17 protein-coding genes and 1 pseudogene are annotated in these 18925 nt (G+C 60.5%); 11 read left to right on the forward strand and 7 right to left on the reverse strand.

The window, feature by feature from the left end; translation table 11 throughout:
* Both TK42_RS11755 and TK42_RS11760 read left to right on the forward strand, forming a co-directional pair.
* Nucleotides 1-222, forward strand: a 222-nt coding sequence (locus TK42_RS11755; protein ID WP_218276553.1) for an alpha/beta fold hydrolase, incomplete at its 5' end; no start/stop codon positions are given.
* 16 nt (nt 223-238) lie between these two features.
* Nucleotides 239-700 (forward strand): annotated as a pseudogene (locus tag TK42_RS11760) (D-2-hydroxyacid dehydrogenase family protein); the annotation flags it as partial.
* Between the two features lie 189 nt (nt 701-889).
* On the opposite strand, the gene TK42_RS11765 reads toward TK42_RS11760, so the two are convergent.
* Nucleotides 890-1702, reverse strand: a complete 813-nt coding sequence (locus TK42_RS11765; protein ID WP_103734261.1) for a bifunctional 2-polyprenyl-6-hydroxyphenol methylase/3-demethylubiquinol 3-O-methyltransferase UbiG — start codon at nt 1700-1702, stop codon at nt 890-892.
* 154 nt (nt 1703-1856) lie between these two features.
* On the opposite strand from TK42_RS11765, the gene TK42_RS11770 reads away from it, so the two are divergent.
* The gene (locus tag TK42_RS11770) at nt 1857-3092 is read left to right on the forward strand and encodes an MFS transporter (RefSeq protein ID WP_005788510.1); all 1236 of its coding nucleotides are present in this window, start codon (nt 1857-1859) and stop codon (nt 3090-3092) included.
* 44 nt (nt 3093-3136) lie between these two features.
* Here the strand turns inward: TK42_RS11770 and TK42_RS11775 are convergent, their stop codons facing one another.
* Nucleotides 3137-4846, reverse strand: a complete 1710-nt coding sequence (locus TK42_RS11775; protein WP_103734262.1) for a polyurethanase — start codon at nt 4844-4846, stop codon at nt 3137-3139.
* 341 nt (nt 4847-5187) lie between these two features.
* Between TK42_RS11775 and TK42_RS11780 the strand changes: the two genes are divergently transcribed.
* Together TK42_RS11780 and TK42_RS11785 are read left to right on the forward strand one after the other, a co-directional pair.
* Nucleotides 5188-6774, forward strand: a complete 1587-nt coding sequence (locus tag TK42_RS11780) for an ABC-F family ATPase (protein ID WP_003191057.1) — start codon at nt 5188-5190, stop codon at nt 6772-6774.
* 116 nt (nt 6775-6890) lie between these two features.
* Nucleotides 6891-8063 carry an MFS transporter gene (locus tag TK42_RS11785; RefSeq protein WP_032875653.1) on the forward strand — a complete coding sequence of 391 codons (1173 nt, stop codon included), beginning with the start codon at nt 6891-6893 and terminating at the stop codon, nt 8061-8063.
* Here TK42_RS11785 and TK42_RS11790 read toward each other — a convergent pair.
* The gene (locus TK42_RS11790; RefSeq protein WP_103734263.1) at nt 8057-9094 is read right to left on the reverse strand and encodes a dienelactone hydrolase; all 1038 of its coding nucleotides are present in this window, start codon (nt 9092-9094) and stop codon (nt 8057-8059) included. The two genes, TK42_RS11785 and TK42_RS11790, sit on opposite strands and share 7 nt — an antisense overlap.
* Nucleotides 9095-9295: 201 nt before the next feature.
* A complete protein-coding gene (locus TK42_RS11795; protein ID WP_005788514.1) occupies nt 9296-9907 on the reverse strand; it encodes an FMN-dependent NADH-azoreductase in 612 nt (203 codons plus the stop codon).
* Between the two features lie 125 nt (nt 9908-10032).
* On the opposite strand from TK42_RS11795, the gene TK42_RS11800 reads away from it, so the two are divergent.
* Nucleotides 10033-10941, forward strand: a complete 909-nt coding sequence (locus TK42_RS11800; protein WP_032875659.1) for a LysR substrate-binding domain-containing protein — start codon at nt 10033-10035, stop codon at nt 10939-10941.
* Complete coding sequence (locus TK42_RS11805) at nt 10938-11294, forward strand: MmcQ/YjbR family DNA-binding protein (RefSeq protein WP_103734264.1); 357 nt, start codon at nt 10938-10940, stop codon at nt 11292-11294. The genes TK42_RS11800 and TK42_RS11805 overlap by 4 nt, the downstream gene beginning before the upstream one ends.
* Here the strand turns inward: TK42_RS11805 and TK42_RS11810 are convergent.
* The gene (locus TK42_RS11810; protein WP_103734265.1) at nt 11283-11666 is read right to left on the reverse strand and encodes a DUF1294 domain-containing protein; all 384 of its coding nucleotides are present in this window, start codon (nt 11664-11666) and stop codon (nt 11283-11285) included. The two genes, TK42_RS11805 and TK42_RS11810, sit on opposite strands and share 12 nt — an antisense overlap.
* Nucleotides 11663-12493, reverse strand: coding sequence for an undecaprenyl-diphosphate phosphatase (locus TK42_RS11815; RefSeq protein WP_005788518.1), 831 nt, complete (start codon nt 12491-12493; stop codon nt 11663-11665). The genes TK42_RS11810 and TK42_RS11815 overlap by 4 nt, the downstream gene beginning before the upstream one ends.
* Nucleotides 12494-12720: 227 nt before the next feature.
* Between TK42_RS11815 and TK42_RS11820 the strand changes: the two genes are divergently transcribed.
* The 3 genes from TK42_RS11820 (at nt 12721) to TK42_RS11835 (ending at nt 15683) form a co-directional block, all read left to right on the forward strand.
* Entirely contained in the window at nt 12721-14355 is a 1635-nt protein-coding gene (locus TK42_RS11820) for a methyl-accepting chemotaxis protein (RefSeq protein ID WP_032875667.1), read from the forward strand.
* Between the two features lie 243 nt (nt 14356-14598).
* The gene (gene pnuC / locus TK42_RS11830) at nt 14599-15162 is read left to right on the forward strand and encodes a nicotinamide riboside transporter PnuC (protein WP_005788520.1); all 564 of its coding nucleotides are present in this window, start codon (nt 14599-14601) and stop codon (nt 15160-15162) included.
* Nucleotides 15159-15683, forward strand: coding sequence for an AAA family ATPase (locus TK42_RS11835; protein ID WP_103734267.1), 525 nt, complete (start codon nt 15159-15161; stop codon nt 15681-15683). Before pnuC ends, TK42_RS11835 begins: the two co-directional genes overlap by 4 nt.
* A gap of 120 nt (nt 15684-15803) precedes the next feature.
* Here the strand turns inward: TK42_RS11835 and ggt are convergent, their stop codons facing one another.
* Complete coding sequence (gene ggt / locus TK42_RS11840) at nt 15804-17528, reverse strand: gamma-glutamyltransferase (RefSeq protein WP_103734268.1); 1725 nt, start codon at nt 17526-17528, stop codon at nt 15804-15806.
* Nucleotides 17529-17755: 227 nt separating this feature from the next.
* On the opposite strand from ggt, the gene TK42_RS11845 reads away from it, so the two are divergent.
* Nucleotides 17756-18901: a MalY/PatB family protein gene (locus TK42_RS11845; protein ID WP_103734269.1), complete on the forward strand. Its 1146-nt coding sequence runs from the start codon at nt 17756-17758 to the stop codon at nt 18899-18901.
* Nucleotides 18902-18925 lie beyond the last annotated feature (24 nt).

Consider the following 18925-nt stretch of genomic DNA (forward strand, 5'->3'; position numbering starts at 1 on the left):
CTGTTGCTAATTGGCACCAGCGACACCACAGCCATCGGCAAAGATGTGGCGCCGCCGGCGGTCAAGGCCAGGATTGGCAATTACCAGGTGCTGGGCAAGCAGGTGGCCAAGCTGATTCCCCACGCCACACTGGTGGAACTCCCCGGCCTGGGCCATGCGCCACAGATGGAAGAACCGGAGCAGTTTCATAAAGCGCTGTTGCAGGGTATGAATGCCCTTTGATTTCGAGGCCCATGGCATGTCGATACAGATCGCAGTGATAGATGATTGGCAGAACGTCGCCAGTGACGTGGTGGATTGGTCGGCGCTGGACGGCGTGGGTCAGGTACATTTTCTCCACGACTACCCCGCTGATACGGCGACAATGGTTGAACGCTTGAAGGGCTTCGAGGTGATTTGCGTCATGCGCGAACGGTCCACCTTCGACGAGGCCTTGCTGCAAGGGCTGCCCAAGCTAAAATTGCTGGTCACCGGCGGTATGCGCAATGCTGCCATCGATATTGCCGCCGCCAAGGCCCTGGGTATCCAGGTGTGCGGCACCGACAGCTATAAACATGCGGCGCCGGAACTGACCTGGGCGCTGATCATGGCCTTTACGCGCAATCTGCTGGCCGAAGCCAACTCGCTGCGCGCAGGCGGATGGCAGGTGGGCCTGGGCGGTGACCTGCATGGCAAGACCCTGGGCAGTATCGGCCAGAAAGAGTCCATGCATAGGAGCGAGCTTGCTCGCCCCTACACTGATCGGCATTAGACGTGATTATCCGATTTGATCACGGCATTTTCACAAGGCCTTCACTTTTCGACCTATAAGATCAGGCCTACCTACTCCAGTGAATCACTTGGCCCGCCCTCTCCTCGCGGGCCTTTTTTTTGCGTGCGCAAACCTTTATCAGCCATCACGCCTGATCGCTGTCATGGTAAAGCACAGGGGCAGTTGCGCGGCCTGATGCTCATATCGATCGTAGAGTTCTTCCCGGTTGGAATGCGGGTATTCCTGCAAATGAGCGATCTGCAACTGCGCTGCGATAGCCGCGCTGACCACACTGCCTAGGGTATGTACATACCAATAGGACGTCGGCCCGGGCCGCTCGTCCTTCCCTTCATAGACAATTGCCTCCTGCAGCACAAAGGGTTCACGCTGGAAGTAAGAACTGGAAGGCAGCATCGGGTTGGCCCCACAGGGGTCAAACACCTCAAGAAAGGGATGGGTTTCGTACATGACCAACGTACCACCGGGCTTCAGCACAAGGGCAACCTGGCGCATGAACAACGCCACATCCGGCATCCAACCCAGTACGCCAATGGTCACCAGGGCAATATCGAACCGTGCCTGCAAACGCTCCGGCAAATGGTGGATATCGGTCTCAATGAAATCAGGGCTGTGTGGCGAGACCTCGGCCAATTCCCGCGCCTGTTCAAGAAACGCCCGGGATTGATCAACCCCCACCACCGAACGGGCCCCCAAGCCATACAACGAAAGGCTTTCGCGCCCGTTGTTGCAGCACAGCTGCACGACGTCCTTGCCCGCCACACCTACCTCATGCAGCAACGCGGTGATAGTGGGGTCAAGGCAGGAAAAGTCAGGTTCGGCCAGCGAGGCCAGTAGCTTCGTCCAGGTCGCCGTGTCTTTGTGCAACCGGGCCGATTCGTCCCAGGCGTTTTTATTGCTGGCAATCGCCTCTTGCGCTGAGGGCATGTCCATTGCGTCTCCAGAAAGTCAATACAGCGGGCTTAGGAACATAAGCCAAATATCTGCCAGATAAAACCCGCAGCCCCAGCGAAACTTATGGCCAAGCCTACCGGTCATTAAGCCATCGCGTGTTCAGCCCTTGAACGCCGCTCTTGAAGGTCGCACTGTGGCCCATCATTCAGATCTGCGTACCGCCCTTTCCCTGGACAGCCTGAACTTCTTCCTCGCGGATGTTCGCGACGGTCTCGGGCCGTACCTGGCGATCTACCTGCTGGCGGTCCATAAATGGGACCCGGCCAGTATCGGCGTAGTCATGACCCTGGCCGGTATCGCCGCCTTGATCACCCAGGGCCCGGCGGGTGCGCTGATCGACCGAACCCGCAGCAAGCGTGCAGTCATCGCGATTGCCGCGCTGCTGGTCACCGGCAGTTGCCTGATACTGCCCTTCGTCAGTTCATTTGGCTGGGTGGCGCTGACCCAAGCCGCCAGCGCCGTTGCCGCATCGGTATTCGCCCCGGCCATTTCTGCCATCTCCCTTGGTATTACCGGCCCCCGTGCTTTCACTCGGCGTACCGGGCGCAACGAAACCTTCAACCACGCCGGCAACGCCGTGGCCGCACTGCTGGCCGGGGGCCTGGCGTATCTGTATGGGCCTGTGGTGGTGTTTTACCTGATGGCGTTTATGGCAGTCGCCAGTGTCATTGCGGTCAGCTGTGTTTCTGGCAAGGCGATTGATCATGAGGTGGCCCGTGGCTTCGATCCCGCCCATCACAGCGACCATGAGCAGCCTTCGGGCCTGACCGTCTTGCTGGCTAACCGCCCGTTGCTGCTGTTCGCCGTCTGCTGCGCGCTGTTTCACCTGGCCAATGCCGCGATGCTGCCACTGGTCAGCCAGAAGCTGGCGCAGATCAACCTGCAGATGGCCACGCCCCTGACCTCAGCCTGCATTGTCGCTGCACAGTTGGTCATGGTCCCGATCGCCTGGCTGGTCGGGCTCAAGGCTGATATCTGGGGGCGCAAGCCGCTATTGCTGGCCGGCTTTCTGATCCTGCCGCTGCGTGGCGTGCTGTATACCCTGTCCAGCGATCCGTATTGGCTGGTGGCGGTGCAGATGCTTGACGGTATCGGCGCGGGGATTTTCGGCGCGTTGTTCCCGGTGATCGTCAAGGACCTGACCCAAGGCACCGGGCGTTTCAATGTAAGTCTGGGTGCCCTTTCCACTGTGTTCGGCCTCGGCGCGGCGCTAAGCAGCAGCCTGGCCGGCTTCGTGGTGCAACAGGCCGGCTATAACGCAGCCTTTCTGACCTTGGCGGGCGTGGCGGGCGTGGCGTTGCTGCTGTTGTGGCTGGCGATGCCGGAAACCCTGGCAAAACCCAGCCTGCAGGTGCCGGTAATGGGCTGAAGCAGAACACCCCAGTCATCCAAGGTGCTCTGCCCGGCCTGCGTTCAGGAAATAAAGATGCCTGCGCCATTCAACTGAGTCATGTTCACGCCCATTAACATCACCGAGTTGTCACCAAAGGCCAGCACGGTGTTGTCCTCGAACGTCGAGGCATAAGAGCGGTAATCGTAATCCTGGCCCAGGCCAGCCATACCCATGAACACCAGTTTATCGCTGGCATGGTAACCCTGGATCCGGTCGTTGCCGAAGATGCCGTCGAACAGGAAGGTATTACTGCCACCGCCTGCAACCATCAGGTCATTGCCGGTGCCGCCGACAAATACGCCATTACCCGGGCCTCCGATCAGGTGATCGTCGCCACCCAAGCCGAACAGCCAATCACCCGCGGCATGAGCGGTGAGGACATTGTCATGCGCATCGCCGTTGGTGGAGGCCGCGTAGTGCGTCAGGTCGTTACCGGCCAGCAGGCCATCGCCGGTCACCTTATAGGTGATGTCATTGGAGCCCCAAGGGATTGAAGTCCAGGGTATATAGGCCGTTTCTTTGCTGACCAATGCGCCGATATCCCGGGTCATACTGATACCGCCATAGGCGTCGTTGACATACAACGTGCCATCGCCGTCATTGGCAAAGCTGAAGGCGCCCAGTGGCTTTTGCAGTTCGAAGACGTTACTGCCCTGCCCCCCCAGCAGGATGTTGTAGCCGCCGTCATCGCGGAAACGATCATCACCTGCGCCACCTTCCAGGAAGTCATTGCCCGCTCCGCCCTTGAGCAGGTCGTTGCCCTCGGTACCGAAGATGAAGGTATTGCCGGTGTGTTTTTCGGCGTAGCGGTTCAGGTCTTGCACCCAGGTGGTTTCACGCGTGGCCTCGCTGAGGCTGGAGAGTACGATAGTCGAGTCTTTGCTGGTCAGGTCGTAGAAATCCGAGGACGCGATACGCTTCATGCCTTGGATGTAACCGTCCAGGGAGTGAGCCTTGCCGACTCCCCAGTTGAGGGCATTGGGTAAATGCGCCCAGGCCGAGGCGTAGTTATCGGTAAAGCTGACCAGGTTATTGGCCGCCGAATCCCAAACGCTATCGTTACCCCAGCGCAGTGCCGATGTATTGATGCCTTCGCCATCAATGGCCTTGAACACCAGGTCATTCTCATAGCCGATATTCAAGATCCGAGTGTCACCCGAACATTGTGTGGGTGAGGCAAAGGTGACGTAGTTGGCATCCTCGAAGAAACCGCCCCAATGATCATGGCTCAAGGTCGCCAAGCTGTTGGCTCCGAGTGCGCCGAGGCTATGGCCGGTGACCAGGATATCCTTGCCGGTCAAGCCCTGGCTCCTGGCGTAGCTGGCGACGTTCTCCAATAAGCCACTGAACGCGAACTGAGCATAATTGGCGGCGTATCCGGGAACGGCGGCAGCAGCCAGATCGCTGGCGACGTCGCCCAATCCATCCCACGACAAGCCAAAGGACGTCCCACGAAAGGCAACCCCCATGGCGATCAGCTTACCCACGCCATCGTACTGTCCCACAATCTTGACGTTGGCGGAGGGAGCCAATACCGTCTCGCCCCAAAAGGTGCCGTACTCGTCGACTTTCTGCGTCACCCCCAGTGCTTGCGCACCGATAGGCGCCCAGCCGCCAGCGGTCAGCGGTTGGCCGCTGGCGTCATAAGCGTAATCGGACAAGGCCAAAGCGTCGTTCAGCAGCGCCTTGGCCTTCTGGCCCGTCATGCTCTTGTAATCGAAAACCCCCATACCCATTGCCCCTTTTCAGATGACTTTTGATGTGGCCTCAGTGCCCATGGCCGGGACAGATTGGTGATGGACGGGAAAGGACTGTCAATCGTTACCTAAAAAATGAATACCTGCCCGCCGGCCCGAGCTTTGGTTTCAGCGCTTCGAATCACGCAAGGCGCGGAACATCGTCGTCGACTGCCATACAACTGTCGCCTCACATATGCGACAATGCGCGCCAAATTCCAACACACATCCCAAATTTTCCGCTCAGCGACCGGGTTTCGCGCCTTGATGTCGCTGTTGACGCATGCCTGAAGGCACCTGCCGTCACGCTCGCAACCCATTGATAGGTAAAGTAATTGATCTCCACAGCTAACATCACCATGCAGTTCGGCGCCAAGCCGCTCTTCGAGAACGTCTCGGTCAAGTTCGGCGCCGGCAACCGCTATGGTTTGATCGGGGCCAACGGTTGCGGCAAGTCGACCTTCATGAAAATCCTCGGTGGCGACCTCGACCCGTCCGGCGGCCAGGTCATGCTGGAGCCGAATGTGCGCCTGGGTAAACTGCGCCAGGACCAGTTCGCCTACGAAGAATTCACCGTGCTCGACACCGTGATCATGGGCCACGAGGAGCTGTGGAAGGTCAAGGCCGAGCGCGACCGTATCTACTCGCTGCCGGAAATGAGCGAAGAAGACGGCATGGCCGTGGCCGAGCTGGAAACCGAGTTCGCCGAAATGGACGGCTACACCGCCGAATCCCGCGCCGGTGAGTTGTTGCTGGGCCTGGGGATTCCTCTGGAGCAGCATTTCGGCCCGATGAGCGAAGTGTCCCCAGGCTGGAAACTGCGTGTATTGCTGGCTCAGGCGCTGTTCTCGGACCCTGAAGTGCTGTTGCTCGACGAACCGACCAACCACCTGGACATCAATACCATCCGCTGGCTGGAAAACATCCTCACCCAGCGCTCCAGCCTGATGATCATCATCTCTCACGACCGTCACTTCCTGAACAGCGTGTGCACCCACATGGCTGACCTGGACTACGGCGAGCTGCGCCTGTTCCCGGGCAACTACGACGAGTACATGACCGTGGCGACCCAGTCCCGCGAGCAGTTGCTGTCGGACAACGCCAAGAAGAAAGCGCAGATCTCCGAACTGCAATCCTTCGTCAGCCGCTTCTCGGCCAACGCCTCCAAAGCCAAGCAGGCCACGTCCCGTGCCAAGGCGATCGACAAGATCCAACTGGCCGAAGTCAAGCCGTCGAGTCGTGTGAGCCCGTTCATCCGTTTCGAGCAGAACAAAAAGCTGCACCGCCAGGCGGTCATGGTCGAAAAGATGGCCAAAGGCTTTGACGGCAAGCCGCTGTTCAAGGACTTCAGCTTCCAGGTTGAAGCTGGCGAGCGCGTGGCAATCATCGGCCCGAACGGTATCGGCAAGACCACCCTGCTGCGCACCCTGGTCAACGAACTGACCCCGGATGCCGGCAGCATCAAGTGGACCGACGCCGCCGAACTGGGCTACTACGCCCAGGACCACGCCCACGACTTCGAAGACGACGTGAGCCTGTTCGACTGGATGGGCCAGTGGACCCAAGGCGAACAAATGATCCGTGGCACTCTGGGCCGCATGTTGTTCTCCAACGACGAAATCCAGAAGTCGGTCAAAGTGATCTCCGGTGGTGAGCAAGGCCGCATGTTGTTCGGCAAGCTGATCCTGCAAAAGCCGAACGTGCTGATCATGGACGAACCGACCAACCACTTGGACATGGAATCCATCGAGGCGCTGAACCTGGCACTGGAAAACTACCCGGGCACGCTGATCTTCGTCAGCCACGACCGCGAGTTCGTATCGTCCCTGGCGACCCGCATCATCGAGTTGAGCCCAAGCGGCGTGATCGACTTCAGCGGCACCTATGACGACTACCTGCGTAGCCAGGGTGTGGTGTTCTAAGAACGCCCTCAGCTTCCAGGGCAGTCAGATCCAAATGTGGGAGGGAGCTAGCCCCCTCCCACATTGGTTAGAGCAGTGGCATCATGGCCGTACCGCCCGCCAGCGATCGAGTACCCATGCCTGCCGCCCCCTCCTCCCTGTCGATCACCCTGCAGATCGTCTCCATCGTGTTCTACACCTTCATAGCCTTTATCTGCATCGGCCTGCCGATTGCGGTGATTCCAGGCTATGTGCACGAACAACTGGGTTTCAGCGCAGTTGTCGCCGGGGTCACCATCGGTTCGCAATACCTGGCCACGTTGCTCAGCCGCCCGATGGCCGGACGGATGTCGGATAACGTCGGCACCAAGCGTGCGATCGTGCTGGGCCTGGCCGGCATCCTGATCAGCGGCGTGCTGACCTTTATCGCCACCCTGGTGGACAGCCTGCCAGCCTTGAGCCTGGGCATTCTGATCGTCGGCCGCCTGTTGCTGGGCGTGGCCCAGGGCCTGATTGGCGTGGGCACCATCAGTTGGTGCATGGGCGCGGTGGGGACTGAACACACGGCCCGCTCGATCTCCTGGAATGGCATTGCCTCCTACGGCGCCATTGCCGTTGGTGCGCCGGTCGGCGTGGTGATGGTGGCGGAATATGGCTATACCAGCCTGGGAGTTGCCCTGTCGGTGTTGGCGGGGCTGGGGCTGGTGCTGATCCGCAATAAACCGTCGGTGCCGGTGGTGCGCGGTGAGCGGCTGCCGTTCTGGGCAGTGTTCGGGCGAATCGCACCGTTCGGCACCAGCCTGTGCCTGGCGTCGATTGGCTACGGCACGCTGACGACCTTCATTACCCTGTACTACCTCAATCGTGGCTGGAGCGGCGCGGCGTATTGCCTGACGGTATTTGGCGCGTGTTTTATTCTCTCGCGCCTGATGTTCATTTCTGCCATCAGCCGGTTTGGTGGGTTTACCGCCGCCATCGCCTGCATGAGCATCGAAATCCTGGGCCTGACGCTGCTGTGGCTGGCGCCGTCCACCGGCGTCGCCTTGATCGGTGCCGGGCTGACCGGCTTTGGCCTGTCGCTGGTGTACCCGGCGCTGGGGGTTGAAGCCATCAAGCAAGTGCCGGACAGCAGCCGAGGTGCGGGGCTGAGTGCCTATGCGGTGTTTTTCGACCTGGCGCTGGCGATTGCCGGGCCGTTGATGGGGGCCGTGGCGTTGAATCTCGGCTACGGCTGGATCTTCTTCTGTGCCGCGTTGCTGTCGGTCAGCGCACTCGCCCTGACCGTACTGCTCAGGCGCCGCGCCTACTGATCAGCGGTCTGCAGGCCGGCACGCGTCGCCTCACCGAGGGTCCGGCTGAAAAAGCGCCCGGCCTCGGAGACCATATCGCGGTGAATACCTTCGCGGTCGACGCCATCGGCATCGGTGCAGATGCCTGGCATTGTCGCCAGTTGATCGCTGTCGCATGGCGCCATGAATACAAAGTGCCCTGCCCCGGCTAACAGCTTGAAGTCCGGTGGCTCTGGGAGCTTACGCGCCAGGGCGGCAGCGTTTTTGTCCACCGCCACCAACTGGTCGCCGTCGCCACTGTAGAGCAACACCGGCACGTGCACATCGACCAGAGTGTGGCGGCCGAACATCAGGCTCAGTGGCGCCATCAGCATCAAGGCATGGATGCGTGGGTCGGCCTGGGGCTGCAAGTCGTCGCGGTCGACCACCAACTCGCCCTTGGTGGTGCAGGCATCACGGTCCTCGGGGCGTTGTTGGCAGTAACGGCGCAGGCGCTCGAAATCCGGCTTGGCGCCCGCCAGGATCAGCGCGGTTTCGCCACCGGCTGAATAACCGATGACACCAATTTGATCGACATCCACAAAGGGCGACAGCATGGGATCAGCCAGGGTCGCGGTGATCGCCTGGGAGATCTGGATCGGCCGGCCATACAGATTACTCACAGTGCCCAGGCGGCTGTGGTCCTTATAGTTGTCGCCGGGGTGCAGGACCGCCACCACCACAAATCCCTTGCGCGCCAGTGACGTGGCCAGATCATGCAAGGCCAGGGGCGTGCCGGTATTGCCGTGGGACAACATCAGCATGGGAAAACGGCCGATGGCAACCTTGGCGTCTTCACTGGCCGCGACCTGATAGGCGCCCAGCGGCGTGGTGCGTTCGGTGTCAGTGGAAGGGTAAAACGCAATGGCCTTCATCGGCTGCGAATCCAGCGGGTCGAGCACGCTCATGCGATGAAACCCCACACTCCAATGCGGGTGCGGTGCCGGTGCAGCGTGCACTGAAAGCAGGCCGCTAAGCAGCGAAAGAACCAGAACAGCACTAAGACGCATCATGGGGATGTCCACCTTTGCTGCGTAAGAACCGGCATGTCGAATAAAAGTCCAGGTATCGGATCCCTATCTGCATAACCTCTGCATAACCTGGGCCACAAACGAAAAAACTCCGTACTCCGCTCGCGTTCAGGCGATCAGAATACAGAGTTTAGGCGCCCGGCTTCAGAATGAAACCGGGCAACGGCTTAATTTACACAAGCCTTACGCGGCGGCGAACAACTGCTGGTTGATCCGCACGTTGGCGTCGTTCAATGCTTTGCTGCGCGCTTCATCACCGTAGGCCAGCCCTTCAGCGCGGACGATTTCAATATTGGTGATGCCGAGAAAACCGAACAGCAGTTTCAAGTAGCCTTCATGGGCAGCGCCAGATGCCTGATCCGCGTGCAAGCCACCGGCCGTGGACACGATAATCACCTTCTTGTTACCGCACAGGCCTTCAGGGCCGGCTTCGGTGTAGCGGAAGGTCTGGCCGGCAACCGCGATGCGATCAATCCAGGCTTTCAACTGGGTAGGAATAGTGAAGTTGTACATCGGTGCGCCTACCACTATGGCATCGGCGGCGAGGAATTCAGCCAGCGATGATGCACTCAGTTCCGCCTCGTGCTTTTGCGCGGCATCGCGCAGTTCGGCCGCAGTGCCCAGTGCACCCAGGGTAGCGCCGGAGAAGTGGTTGATGCCTTCGCTGGCCAGGTCACGGTAAGTCACTTGCACACCCGGTTCAGCCGCTTGCCATGCCTTGACCACACCGGCACTGAGTTGGCGGGAAGCCGAGTTGTCGCCGAGGATGCTGGAATCGATATGCAATAGTTTCATGGTGGATCTCCGAGGTGGGATCGACAGTGGCGATCAGATGGTGGTGATGCTACGCATGAAACCAATAGTCGATAAGCCATCTGAAATGCGATAGTTTGTCCTACTGACAGGACAATAGGCCGACCATGCAAGACCTCAACGATCTCTACTATTTCGCCAAAGTCGTCGAAGCCGGCGGTTTCGCCGCGGCGGGCCGGCTGCTGGGGATTCCCAAGTCCAGGCTGTCACGGCGCATTGCCGAGCTTGAAGAGCGCCTGGGAGCGCGCCTGCTGCAACGCACTACCCGACAACTGACCCTGACTGCCGTGGGCGAGCGTTACTTGCGCCATTGCCAGGCGATGTTGCTGGAAGCGGAGATGGCCGATGAGGCCGTGGCGAGCATGTCCAGCGAGCCGCGTGGACGCCTGCGGGTCACGTGCCCGGTGGGTCTGGCCCAGCAGATCCTGCCGGAATTGGTGGCAGGCTTTCTGGCCGCGCACCCGTTGGTGCAACTGGACATGACCCTGGTCAATCGCCGTGTTGACCTGGTCGCCGAAGGCATTGATGTGGCCCTGCGTGTGCGCGAACTGGGTGATGAAGACCCGCTGCTGGTGACCAAGCGCCTGCGCCAGGCCCAGACAGTGCTGGTCGCCAGCCCGGCATTGATGCGCGAGCGGCAGGTCCTCGCCCTTGAAGACCTCAAGCAACTGCCCATACTCGGCGCACTGGAAGCCGACCGCATGGTGCACCAGCGGATTATCGACCCCCAGGGCAACCTTCACGATCTGGTGATGGAGGCCCGCCTGGGCATCGATGACTTCATCGTGCGCAAGGCCAGCGCCATCATGGGCCTGGGCTTTACGGTGCTGCCGATGATGTATTGCGAAGAGGAACTGGCCAGCGGCCGCCTGGTGCAATTGCTGCCGCAATGGTCATTGCCGGGCGGCTGGTTGCAAGCCGTATACCCGCATCGGCGCGGCGTGCTGCCGGCGATCCGCGCGTGGATCGACTATTTGGAAGAAGGCTTCAAAGGCTGTGGAGATCGATTGTTATGAGCATGACTGAAGCACAAGTGGCCGCGTTCTGCCTGACCCTGCCCGGTGCGCGGGAAGATTATAAGTGGGGCGGTGTGCGGGTGTTCTCGATTGCCGGCAACAAGATGTTCGCCCTGCAGAACCTGCGCGGCGAGTCGCTGGCGTTCAAGGTCGACAAGGAACTGTTCCTGGGCCATGTCGACCGCCCCGGTATCCACCCCGCACCGTATCTGGCGCGGGCGCAGTGGATCATCATGAATACGCCCTACCCGCTGGGCGCCGATGAGCTGCGTGGCTTGTTGCAGCGCTCCCACCAACTGGTGGTGAGCAAACTGCCCAAGCGCACGCAGGTCGGTTTGTTGCTAGAGGATTGAAAGCAGCGTACCGCCCAGGAACAGCTGGTCCAGCCAAAACACCTGATGCAGCAGCACGATCACCCAGAACAGCACCTGGTAAGACACCTTGCGCGTCTTGTGCCTGAACACCTGCTGGGCAATCAGCGCACCCGGCCAACCGCCTGCCAGCTCGACAGCGTGCAGAATGTTTTCCGGGATGCGCCGGCCCTCGGTCTGCGCCTTGCGCTTGTCGCTCCAGTACAGGAAGAACGCCACCACACTGACCACGCCATACGCCGCCAGCGGGATCACCGTCTCGCCGCGATACCACAGCACCGCTGAACCCAACAGTGGCGCGGCGCATAACAACACAAAGATCAGCGCCTTCAGGCGTGGATGCTGGATGCTCATGGCTTGACCGCAGTCCAGTCGATCCAGCCGAATTGCCAGGTCGCCAGGATGACCAGGCCGAAGGCAATCCGGTACCAGGCAAAGACCGCGTAGCTGTGGCTGGCGATGAACTTGAGCAAGCCCTTGACCGCGATCATGGCGAAAATGAACGAGGTGACAAAACCTATGGCGAATACCGGGAAGTCCGCCGGCTGGAACAGGTCGCGGTACTTGTAGCCCGAGTACACCGCCGCCCCGACCATGGTCGGCATGGCCAGGAAGAACGAAAACTCGGTGGCCGTCTTGCGCGACAGGCCGAACAACAGGCCGCCGATAATCGTCGCACCGGAGCGCGAAGTGCCCGGAATCATTGCCAGGCACTGGGCCAGGCCGACCTTGAGGGCGTCTTTCCAGGTAATGTCATCCACCGTTTCAGCGCGCACCGCATGTTGGCGCTGTTCGGCCCACAACATGATCACCCCACCGACCACCAGGGCACTGGCGACGGTGATCGGGTTGAACAGGTAATGCTTGATCAGGTCGGCAAAAATCACCCCCAATACCACCGCCGGCAATACGGCGATGATCAGGTTGACGGTGAAACGCCGGGCCTTGGGCTGGGTCGGCAGGCCGATGACCACATCGAGGATCTTGCGGCGAAACTCCCAGACCACCGCCAGGATCGCGCCCAGCTGGATGATGATATTGAAAGCTTCGAAACGCTCGCCGCCGAAATTGATCAGGTCGGCGACGATGATCTGGTGCCCGGTGCTGGAGATCGGCAGGAACTCCGTCAGCCCCTCGACGATGCCGAGAATCAATGCCTGTATGGCGGTCCAAAAATCCATGCTCTCTCCAAAGGTCATGCGCGTGGCATGCCTCTTAGTCTTTTTTAAAGTTCACTGACGACGAGCGCACTCAAACGCCCGCGGTTGATTCTCAACGCCGGTCTGCAAAAATTCCGTGAAAAATCAGGCAGTACTCAGGTTTTTCGATTCCGGGCCGAAAGCCTATCAGACACGCCGGAAATCTCGAAGCAGCACCACAATTATAAAGAGCATGGAGTGACAGGACGATGAACAGTTTGCGCAGCATGTCGATCAGCCGCCGCCTTTGGCTGATCCTGATAGTCGCCGTGTTGATGCTGCTGGCCTTGGGGCTGCTGATGCTGAACCAGATCCACGGCGACCTCTACCAGGCCAAGCGCCAGCAGACCCAGCACGTGGTGCAGACCGCCAGTGGCGTACTCGGGTATTACCAGAACCTGGAAAAAACCGGGGTACTGACCCGCGACGCCGCGCAGCAGCAAGCCCTGAGCGCGGTGCGTGGCCTGCGCTACGACCACGATGACTACTTCTGGATCAACGACCTCACCCCCGTGATGATCATGCACGCGGCCAACCCCAAGCTCGATGGCCAGAACCTCTCGGCGATTCGTGACCCGGATGGTTTCGCCGTGTTCAATGAGTTCGTGATTCTGGCCAAGGCCAAGGGCGCCGGGATCGTCAACTATCGCTGGCCGAAACCGGGCGCCGACGCACCGGTGGAGAAAACCTCCTATATCCAGCTGTTCGAACCCTGGGGCTGGATTATCGGCTCCGGCGTGTACGTCGATGATGTGCAGGCCGAGTTCAAGACCCAGGTATGGAAAGCCTCGGCAATCGGCCTGGGCATTGCGCTGATGATGGCCGTGCTGGTGGTGCTGATCGCCCGCAGTATCGTGCAGCCATTGCAGGCGGCGGTGAATGCCATGGGCAATATTGCCAGCGGTGAAAGCGACCTGACCCGCAGTCTCGACACCCATGGCAGCGACGAGCTTACTCAGCTGGCCCGCCACTTCAATGGCTTCACCGCCAAGTTGCGCCAGGTGGTCGGCCAATTGCAGGTATGCGCGAACGCTTTGGGCCAGTCATCCACCGAGTTGGGCCACAACGCCAGCCAGGCCCACGACCGCAGCCAGCAGCAGTCGCAGCAGATGGAACTGGTGGCCACCGCCATCAACGAAGTCACTTACGGCGTGCAGGACGTGGCCAAGAATGCCGAGCACGCGGCCAGCGAAATGCGCGATGCCCAGGCCCAGGCGCAACAGGGCCAAGTGAATATTGACGGCAGCTTGCAGCAGATCGACCAGCTCTCCAGCACCATCAGCCAGGCTGTGGAGGTGATCCGCACGCTCTCCAGCGAAAGCACGCAGATCGGCGGAGTACTGGAAGTGATCCGCTCCATTGCCGATCAGACCAACTTGCTCGCCCTCAACGCCGCCATCGAAGCTGCCCGCGCCGGGGAGCAAGGCCGTGGCTTTGCGGTGGTCGCCGATGAAGTGCGCTTGCTGGCCCAGCGCACGCAAAAATCCACCGCCGAAATCCAGGTGATGATCGAGCGCCTGCAAGGCCACTCGGAAGCGGCGGTCAAGGTCATCAGTGACAGCCACAGCGCCTCGCAACTGACCATCGAACAGGCCGGCCAGGCCGGAGCCAGCCTCACCGCCATCGGCCAGGCGCTGCACAACCTCAACGGGTTGAATGCTTCGATTGCCAGCGCCACCCTGCAACAAGCCCATGTGGTGGAAGACATCAACCAGAACGTCACCCAGGCGGCCGGGCTGTCCCACAGCACGGCGCTGGCGGCGGAACAATCCAGCGTGGCGAGTGCGCAGTTGCGGGGCTTGAGTGAACAGCTTGATGGGCTGTTGCGTCAGTTCCGAATCTAGCGCCGGGTAAATTGTGGGAGGGGGCTTGCTTAGCCTTATGTAGGAGCGAGCTTGCTCGCGAAAAACCCAGAGGCGCCGCGTTTACTCAGGAAACACGCGTTACCGTTGACGTTTTTCGCGAGCAAGCTCGCTCCTACACGGGGCATGGTGGCGAGCCCCCTCCCACATTTGTATTGCTGTGTTTTGAGGATCGGTGAGCTCTGGGTACAATCACCGCCCTCTCCCACTTCCCAAGGATCCGCCATGTCCGGGCTTGAACTGTTCGCCGCCGCCCTGGGGGTGATCGCTGTCTGGCTGACGGTCAAACAAAACCCTTGGTGCTGGCCCATCGGCCTGGTGATGGTGCTGCTCTACACCTGGGTGTTTTTCGAGGTCAAGCTCTACTCCGACATGCTGCTGCAAGTGGTCTACGCCGCGTTGCAGGTGTATGGATGGTGGCAATGGACCCGTGCCGGCGAAGTCAAACAGGGCCGTCAGGTCACCAGCCTGCGAGCGCCTGCGATCATGGTCAGCCTGGCCGTAGGCGCCGTCGGCAGCCTGTTGCTCGGCGCCGCCATGGCCCACTGGACCGACGCCGCCCAGCCCTGGCTCGACGCCGCCCTCACCGGTTTCAGCCTGGTGGCGCAGATGTGGATGGCGCAAAAGCGCGTGCAGTGCTGGGCGCTGTGGATTGTCGTTGACGTGATTTTTGTCGGCCTGTTTCTCTACAAAGGCCTCTATCTCACTGCGGCGCTCTATGCACTGTTTACCGTGATTGCCGTACAAGGCTGGCGCGAATGGCGCGCCGACCCGGCGTTGCACTCATGAAGGTGGTGGTACTGGCAGGCCCCGAATCCAGCGGCAAAAGCTGGTTGGCGGCGCAACTGCACGCGCACTTCGGCGGGTTGATGGTGGGTGAATACGTGCGGCATTTCATCGATCACCATCAGCGTGACACGACCCTGGCGGATATCCCGGCTATCGCCCATGGCCAATTAGCCTGGGAAGACAGCGCCCGCGCCCGGCACCCTGCGCTGTTGATCCTCGACACCCACCTGCTGACCAACAGGCTATGGAGCCAGACCCTGTTTGGCGATTACCCCGGTTGGCTTGATGACGAACTGCTGGCCCGGCAGTACGACCTGCACCTGCTGCTCTCCCCCGAGGACGTGGAATGGAGCGCCGATGGCCAGCGCTGCCAGCCGGAACTGGCCGACCGCCGGGCGTTTTTCCAGGCCAGCCTGAAGTGGATGCAACAGCATCAACAGCCGGTGGTGGTGATTCGTGGGGATTGGGAGCAGCGTCGCCAAGCGGCATTTTCCGCAGTAGAGCAGTTGCTCAAGCGCTGACACACTTCCCCTGTGGGAGCGGGCTTGCCCGCGAATGCTATGTATCAGCTAGCACATGCATAGACTGACCCACCGCTTTCGCGGGCAAGCCCGCTCCCACATTTTTTACCGTACCAGGCTTTAGTAACCCAACGACAAGCCCGTGTTGCGCCGCGGATCGTTCGCCCCATAGAAACGATTGTTACCCACTGGCTTGCCACCCAGGGAAGGCGCGCCTACCAGGATCGCCGCCAAGTGGTTGGCATCTTGCGGGCCTGCAAACTTATGGCCCCAGCTTTCGAGGATCTTCTGGGTATCCGGGCTGACCGCAAAGGTCTCAAGGTTAGTGGTCTCGGGCATCCATTGCTGATGGAAGCGTGGTGCGTCGACCGCTTCCTGGATATTCATCTTGTAGTCGATCACATTCAGGATGGTCAGCAAGGTGGCGGTGATGATGCGGCTGCCACCTGGCGTGCCGACCACCATGACCGCCTTGCCGTCCTTGGTGACGATGGTCGGGCTCATCGACGACAGCGGCGCCTTGCCCGGTGCGATAGCGTTGGCTTCGCCCTGCACCAGCCCGTACATGTTCGGCACGCCGACCTTGACGGTGAAGTCGTCCATTTCATCGTTGAGGATCACCCCGGTCTTGCTCGCCATCACCCCGGCACCAAACCAATCGTTGAGGGTGTAGGTCACCGAGACCGCGTTGCCCCATTTGTCGACGATCGAATAGTGAGTGGTGTTGTTGCCTTCGTGGGGTGACACACCTGGCTTGATCGCCTGGGAATCACCGGCCTTTTGCGGCTCGATGGCAGCGCGCAACTTGGTGGCGTAGTTCTTGTCCAGCAGATGCTCGATCGGGTTCTTCACGAAATCCGGATCGCCGAGGTAGCTGTTGCGGTCCACGTAGGCATGGCGCATCGCTTCGATCTGGTAGTGCAGGCCCTGGGCCGAGTGATAACCGAGGTCGGCCATCGGGTAGCCTTCGAGGATGTTCATGATCTGGCAGATCACCACGCCGCCCGAACTGGGTGGTGGCGCCGAGACCACATGATAACCACGGTAATCGCACTCGATGGGCGCCAGTTCGCGGGTCTTGTACTTGTCGAGGTCGGCCTGGGTGATGATGCCCTTGCCGGCCTGGCTGGAATCCACCAAGGCCTTGGCCACCCAACCTTTATAGAAACCGTCGGTGCCCTTGGCGGAGATTTCCTTGAGGGTCCTGGCCAGGTCTTTTTGCACCAATTTCTGGCCCACCTGCAGCGGTTGGCCGTTGTGCAGGAAGATCCCGCGCAAATCCTGATCTTTCTCGAATTCGCCAGTGGCGGTGTGCAACAGGTCGATATCGCCCTGCTCCAGCTCAAAGCCGTTTTCCGCCAGTTTGATCGCCGGGGCAATCACTTGGGCGCGCTTGAGAGTGCCGTATTTGCTCAGGGCCAGTTCCATGCCGGAAACGGTACCCGGTACGCCGACCGCCAAATGGCCTTTGGCGCTGAGGCCCTCGACCACGTTGCCGGCCTTGTCCAGATACATGTCGGCGGTAGCCGCCAACGGGGCCTTTTCGCGGAAGTCGAGGAAGGTCTTGCGTCCGTCCGCCAGTTGCACGGTCATGAAACCGCCGCCACCGAGGTTACCCGCCGCCGGGTACACCACCGCCAGCGCGTAGCCCACGGCAACGGCTGCATCCACTGCATTGCCGCCGGCCTTGAGCACATCCACGCCGACATGGGTGGCCAGGTGCTGGGCCGTCACCACCATGCCATTTTCACCGGCCACCGGGGCCTGGGAAGCGGCTTGTACTCCGTTGACCGTCAACACCAACGCGGTGGCGATCAAAGTGCGGTGCAAAGGTTGGTATTTCATCCATGGCTACTCTATTTATTGAGATGCGCCAAAATAGCCGCTCCCAAATCTAATCCCCAGTGCAATGGCGTTTTTATTACAGAACTTGTCGGTCATGGAACGGACGCGTAACGAAACAGCGAATAAACCGAATGTGGGAGGGGGCTAGCTCCCTCCCACATTTGTACCGTCAATGGCGCTAGAATCAGCGCCACTTTTTCGCCGCCGCTTTGATACGAGCCTTTTTCATGAGCTTTGATTTCGACACGCTCCACCCACGCCACGGTACCGGCAGTACCAAGTGGAGCCGTTACCCGCAAGACGTTCTGCCGATGTGGATCGCCGATATGGACATCGCCGCACCGCCCGCTGTATTGCAGGCCCTGCACACGCGCCTCGACCAACAGATTCTTGGCTACAGCGTAGCCGGCCCGGATGTGCGCGAGGCCATCATCGCGGACCTGTGGGCCAAGTACGCCTGGCGCGTACAACCTGAAGAACTGCTATTTCTGCCTGGCGTCGAGCCTGGTTTCAACATGGCCTTGCACGCCTTCGTCAAACCCGGCCAAGCGGTAGTGCTGCAAACCCCCAACTACCGGCCGATTCGCCTGGCACCCGGCAACTGGAACCTGCCGCGCATCGAAATGCCGTTCGAGTTGATCAACGGCGCATACGTCACGCCAATGCCTGCGATGCGCCAGGCATTGAGCGGTGCCGGTGCGCTGCTGCTGAGTAACCCGCACAATCCCATCGGCAAAGTATTCCCCCGCGAAGAACTGCAGGCTGTGGCCGACGCCTGCCTTGACAGCGGCGCGCTGATCATCAGCGACGAGATTCATGCCGAGCTGTGCTTCGATGGTCGCCGGCATATCCCCACTGCCAGCCTCAGCCCCGAGATTGCCCAGCGCACTATCACCCTGATGTCGGCGAGCAAGGCGTATAACGTGGCCGGCTTGAAGACCTGCTTCGCCGTGGTGCAAAACGCCGAGCTGCGCGAGCGCTTCAATAACGCACGCTGCGGCATGGTCGACAGCGTCAGCCCCCTGGGCCTGGAAGCCACTCGCGCGGCCTACAGCCAATGCGGCGACTGGCTCGCTGCGCTGTTGCAGTACCTGCAGGCCAACCGTGATTACCTGCTCGATGCGCTAAAGACCCGCCTGCCCGGTGTAGTGATGCACGCACCACAAGGTACCTTCCTGGCGTGGCTCGATTGCAGCGCATTGGGCCTGGAAGACCCGCAACGGTTCTTTCTGGAACAGGCCAGGGTCGGCCTGAGTGCCGGGATTGAATTTGGCGATGACAGCCAACAGTTCGTGCGCCTGAACTTCGGTTGCCCACGGGCGATGCTCGAGGAAGGTATACAGCGCATGGAACGTGCCTTGCGCCAGCGCTGACTTGCCCAGCGAAACATTCGTGGG

The organism is Pseudomonas sp. GZJR-8, assembly GCF_002916705.1.
Lineage (GTDB): Bacteria > Pseudomonadota > Gammaproteobacteria > Pseudomonadales > Pseudomonadaceae > Aquipseudomonas > Aquipseudomonas synxantha_A.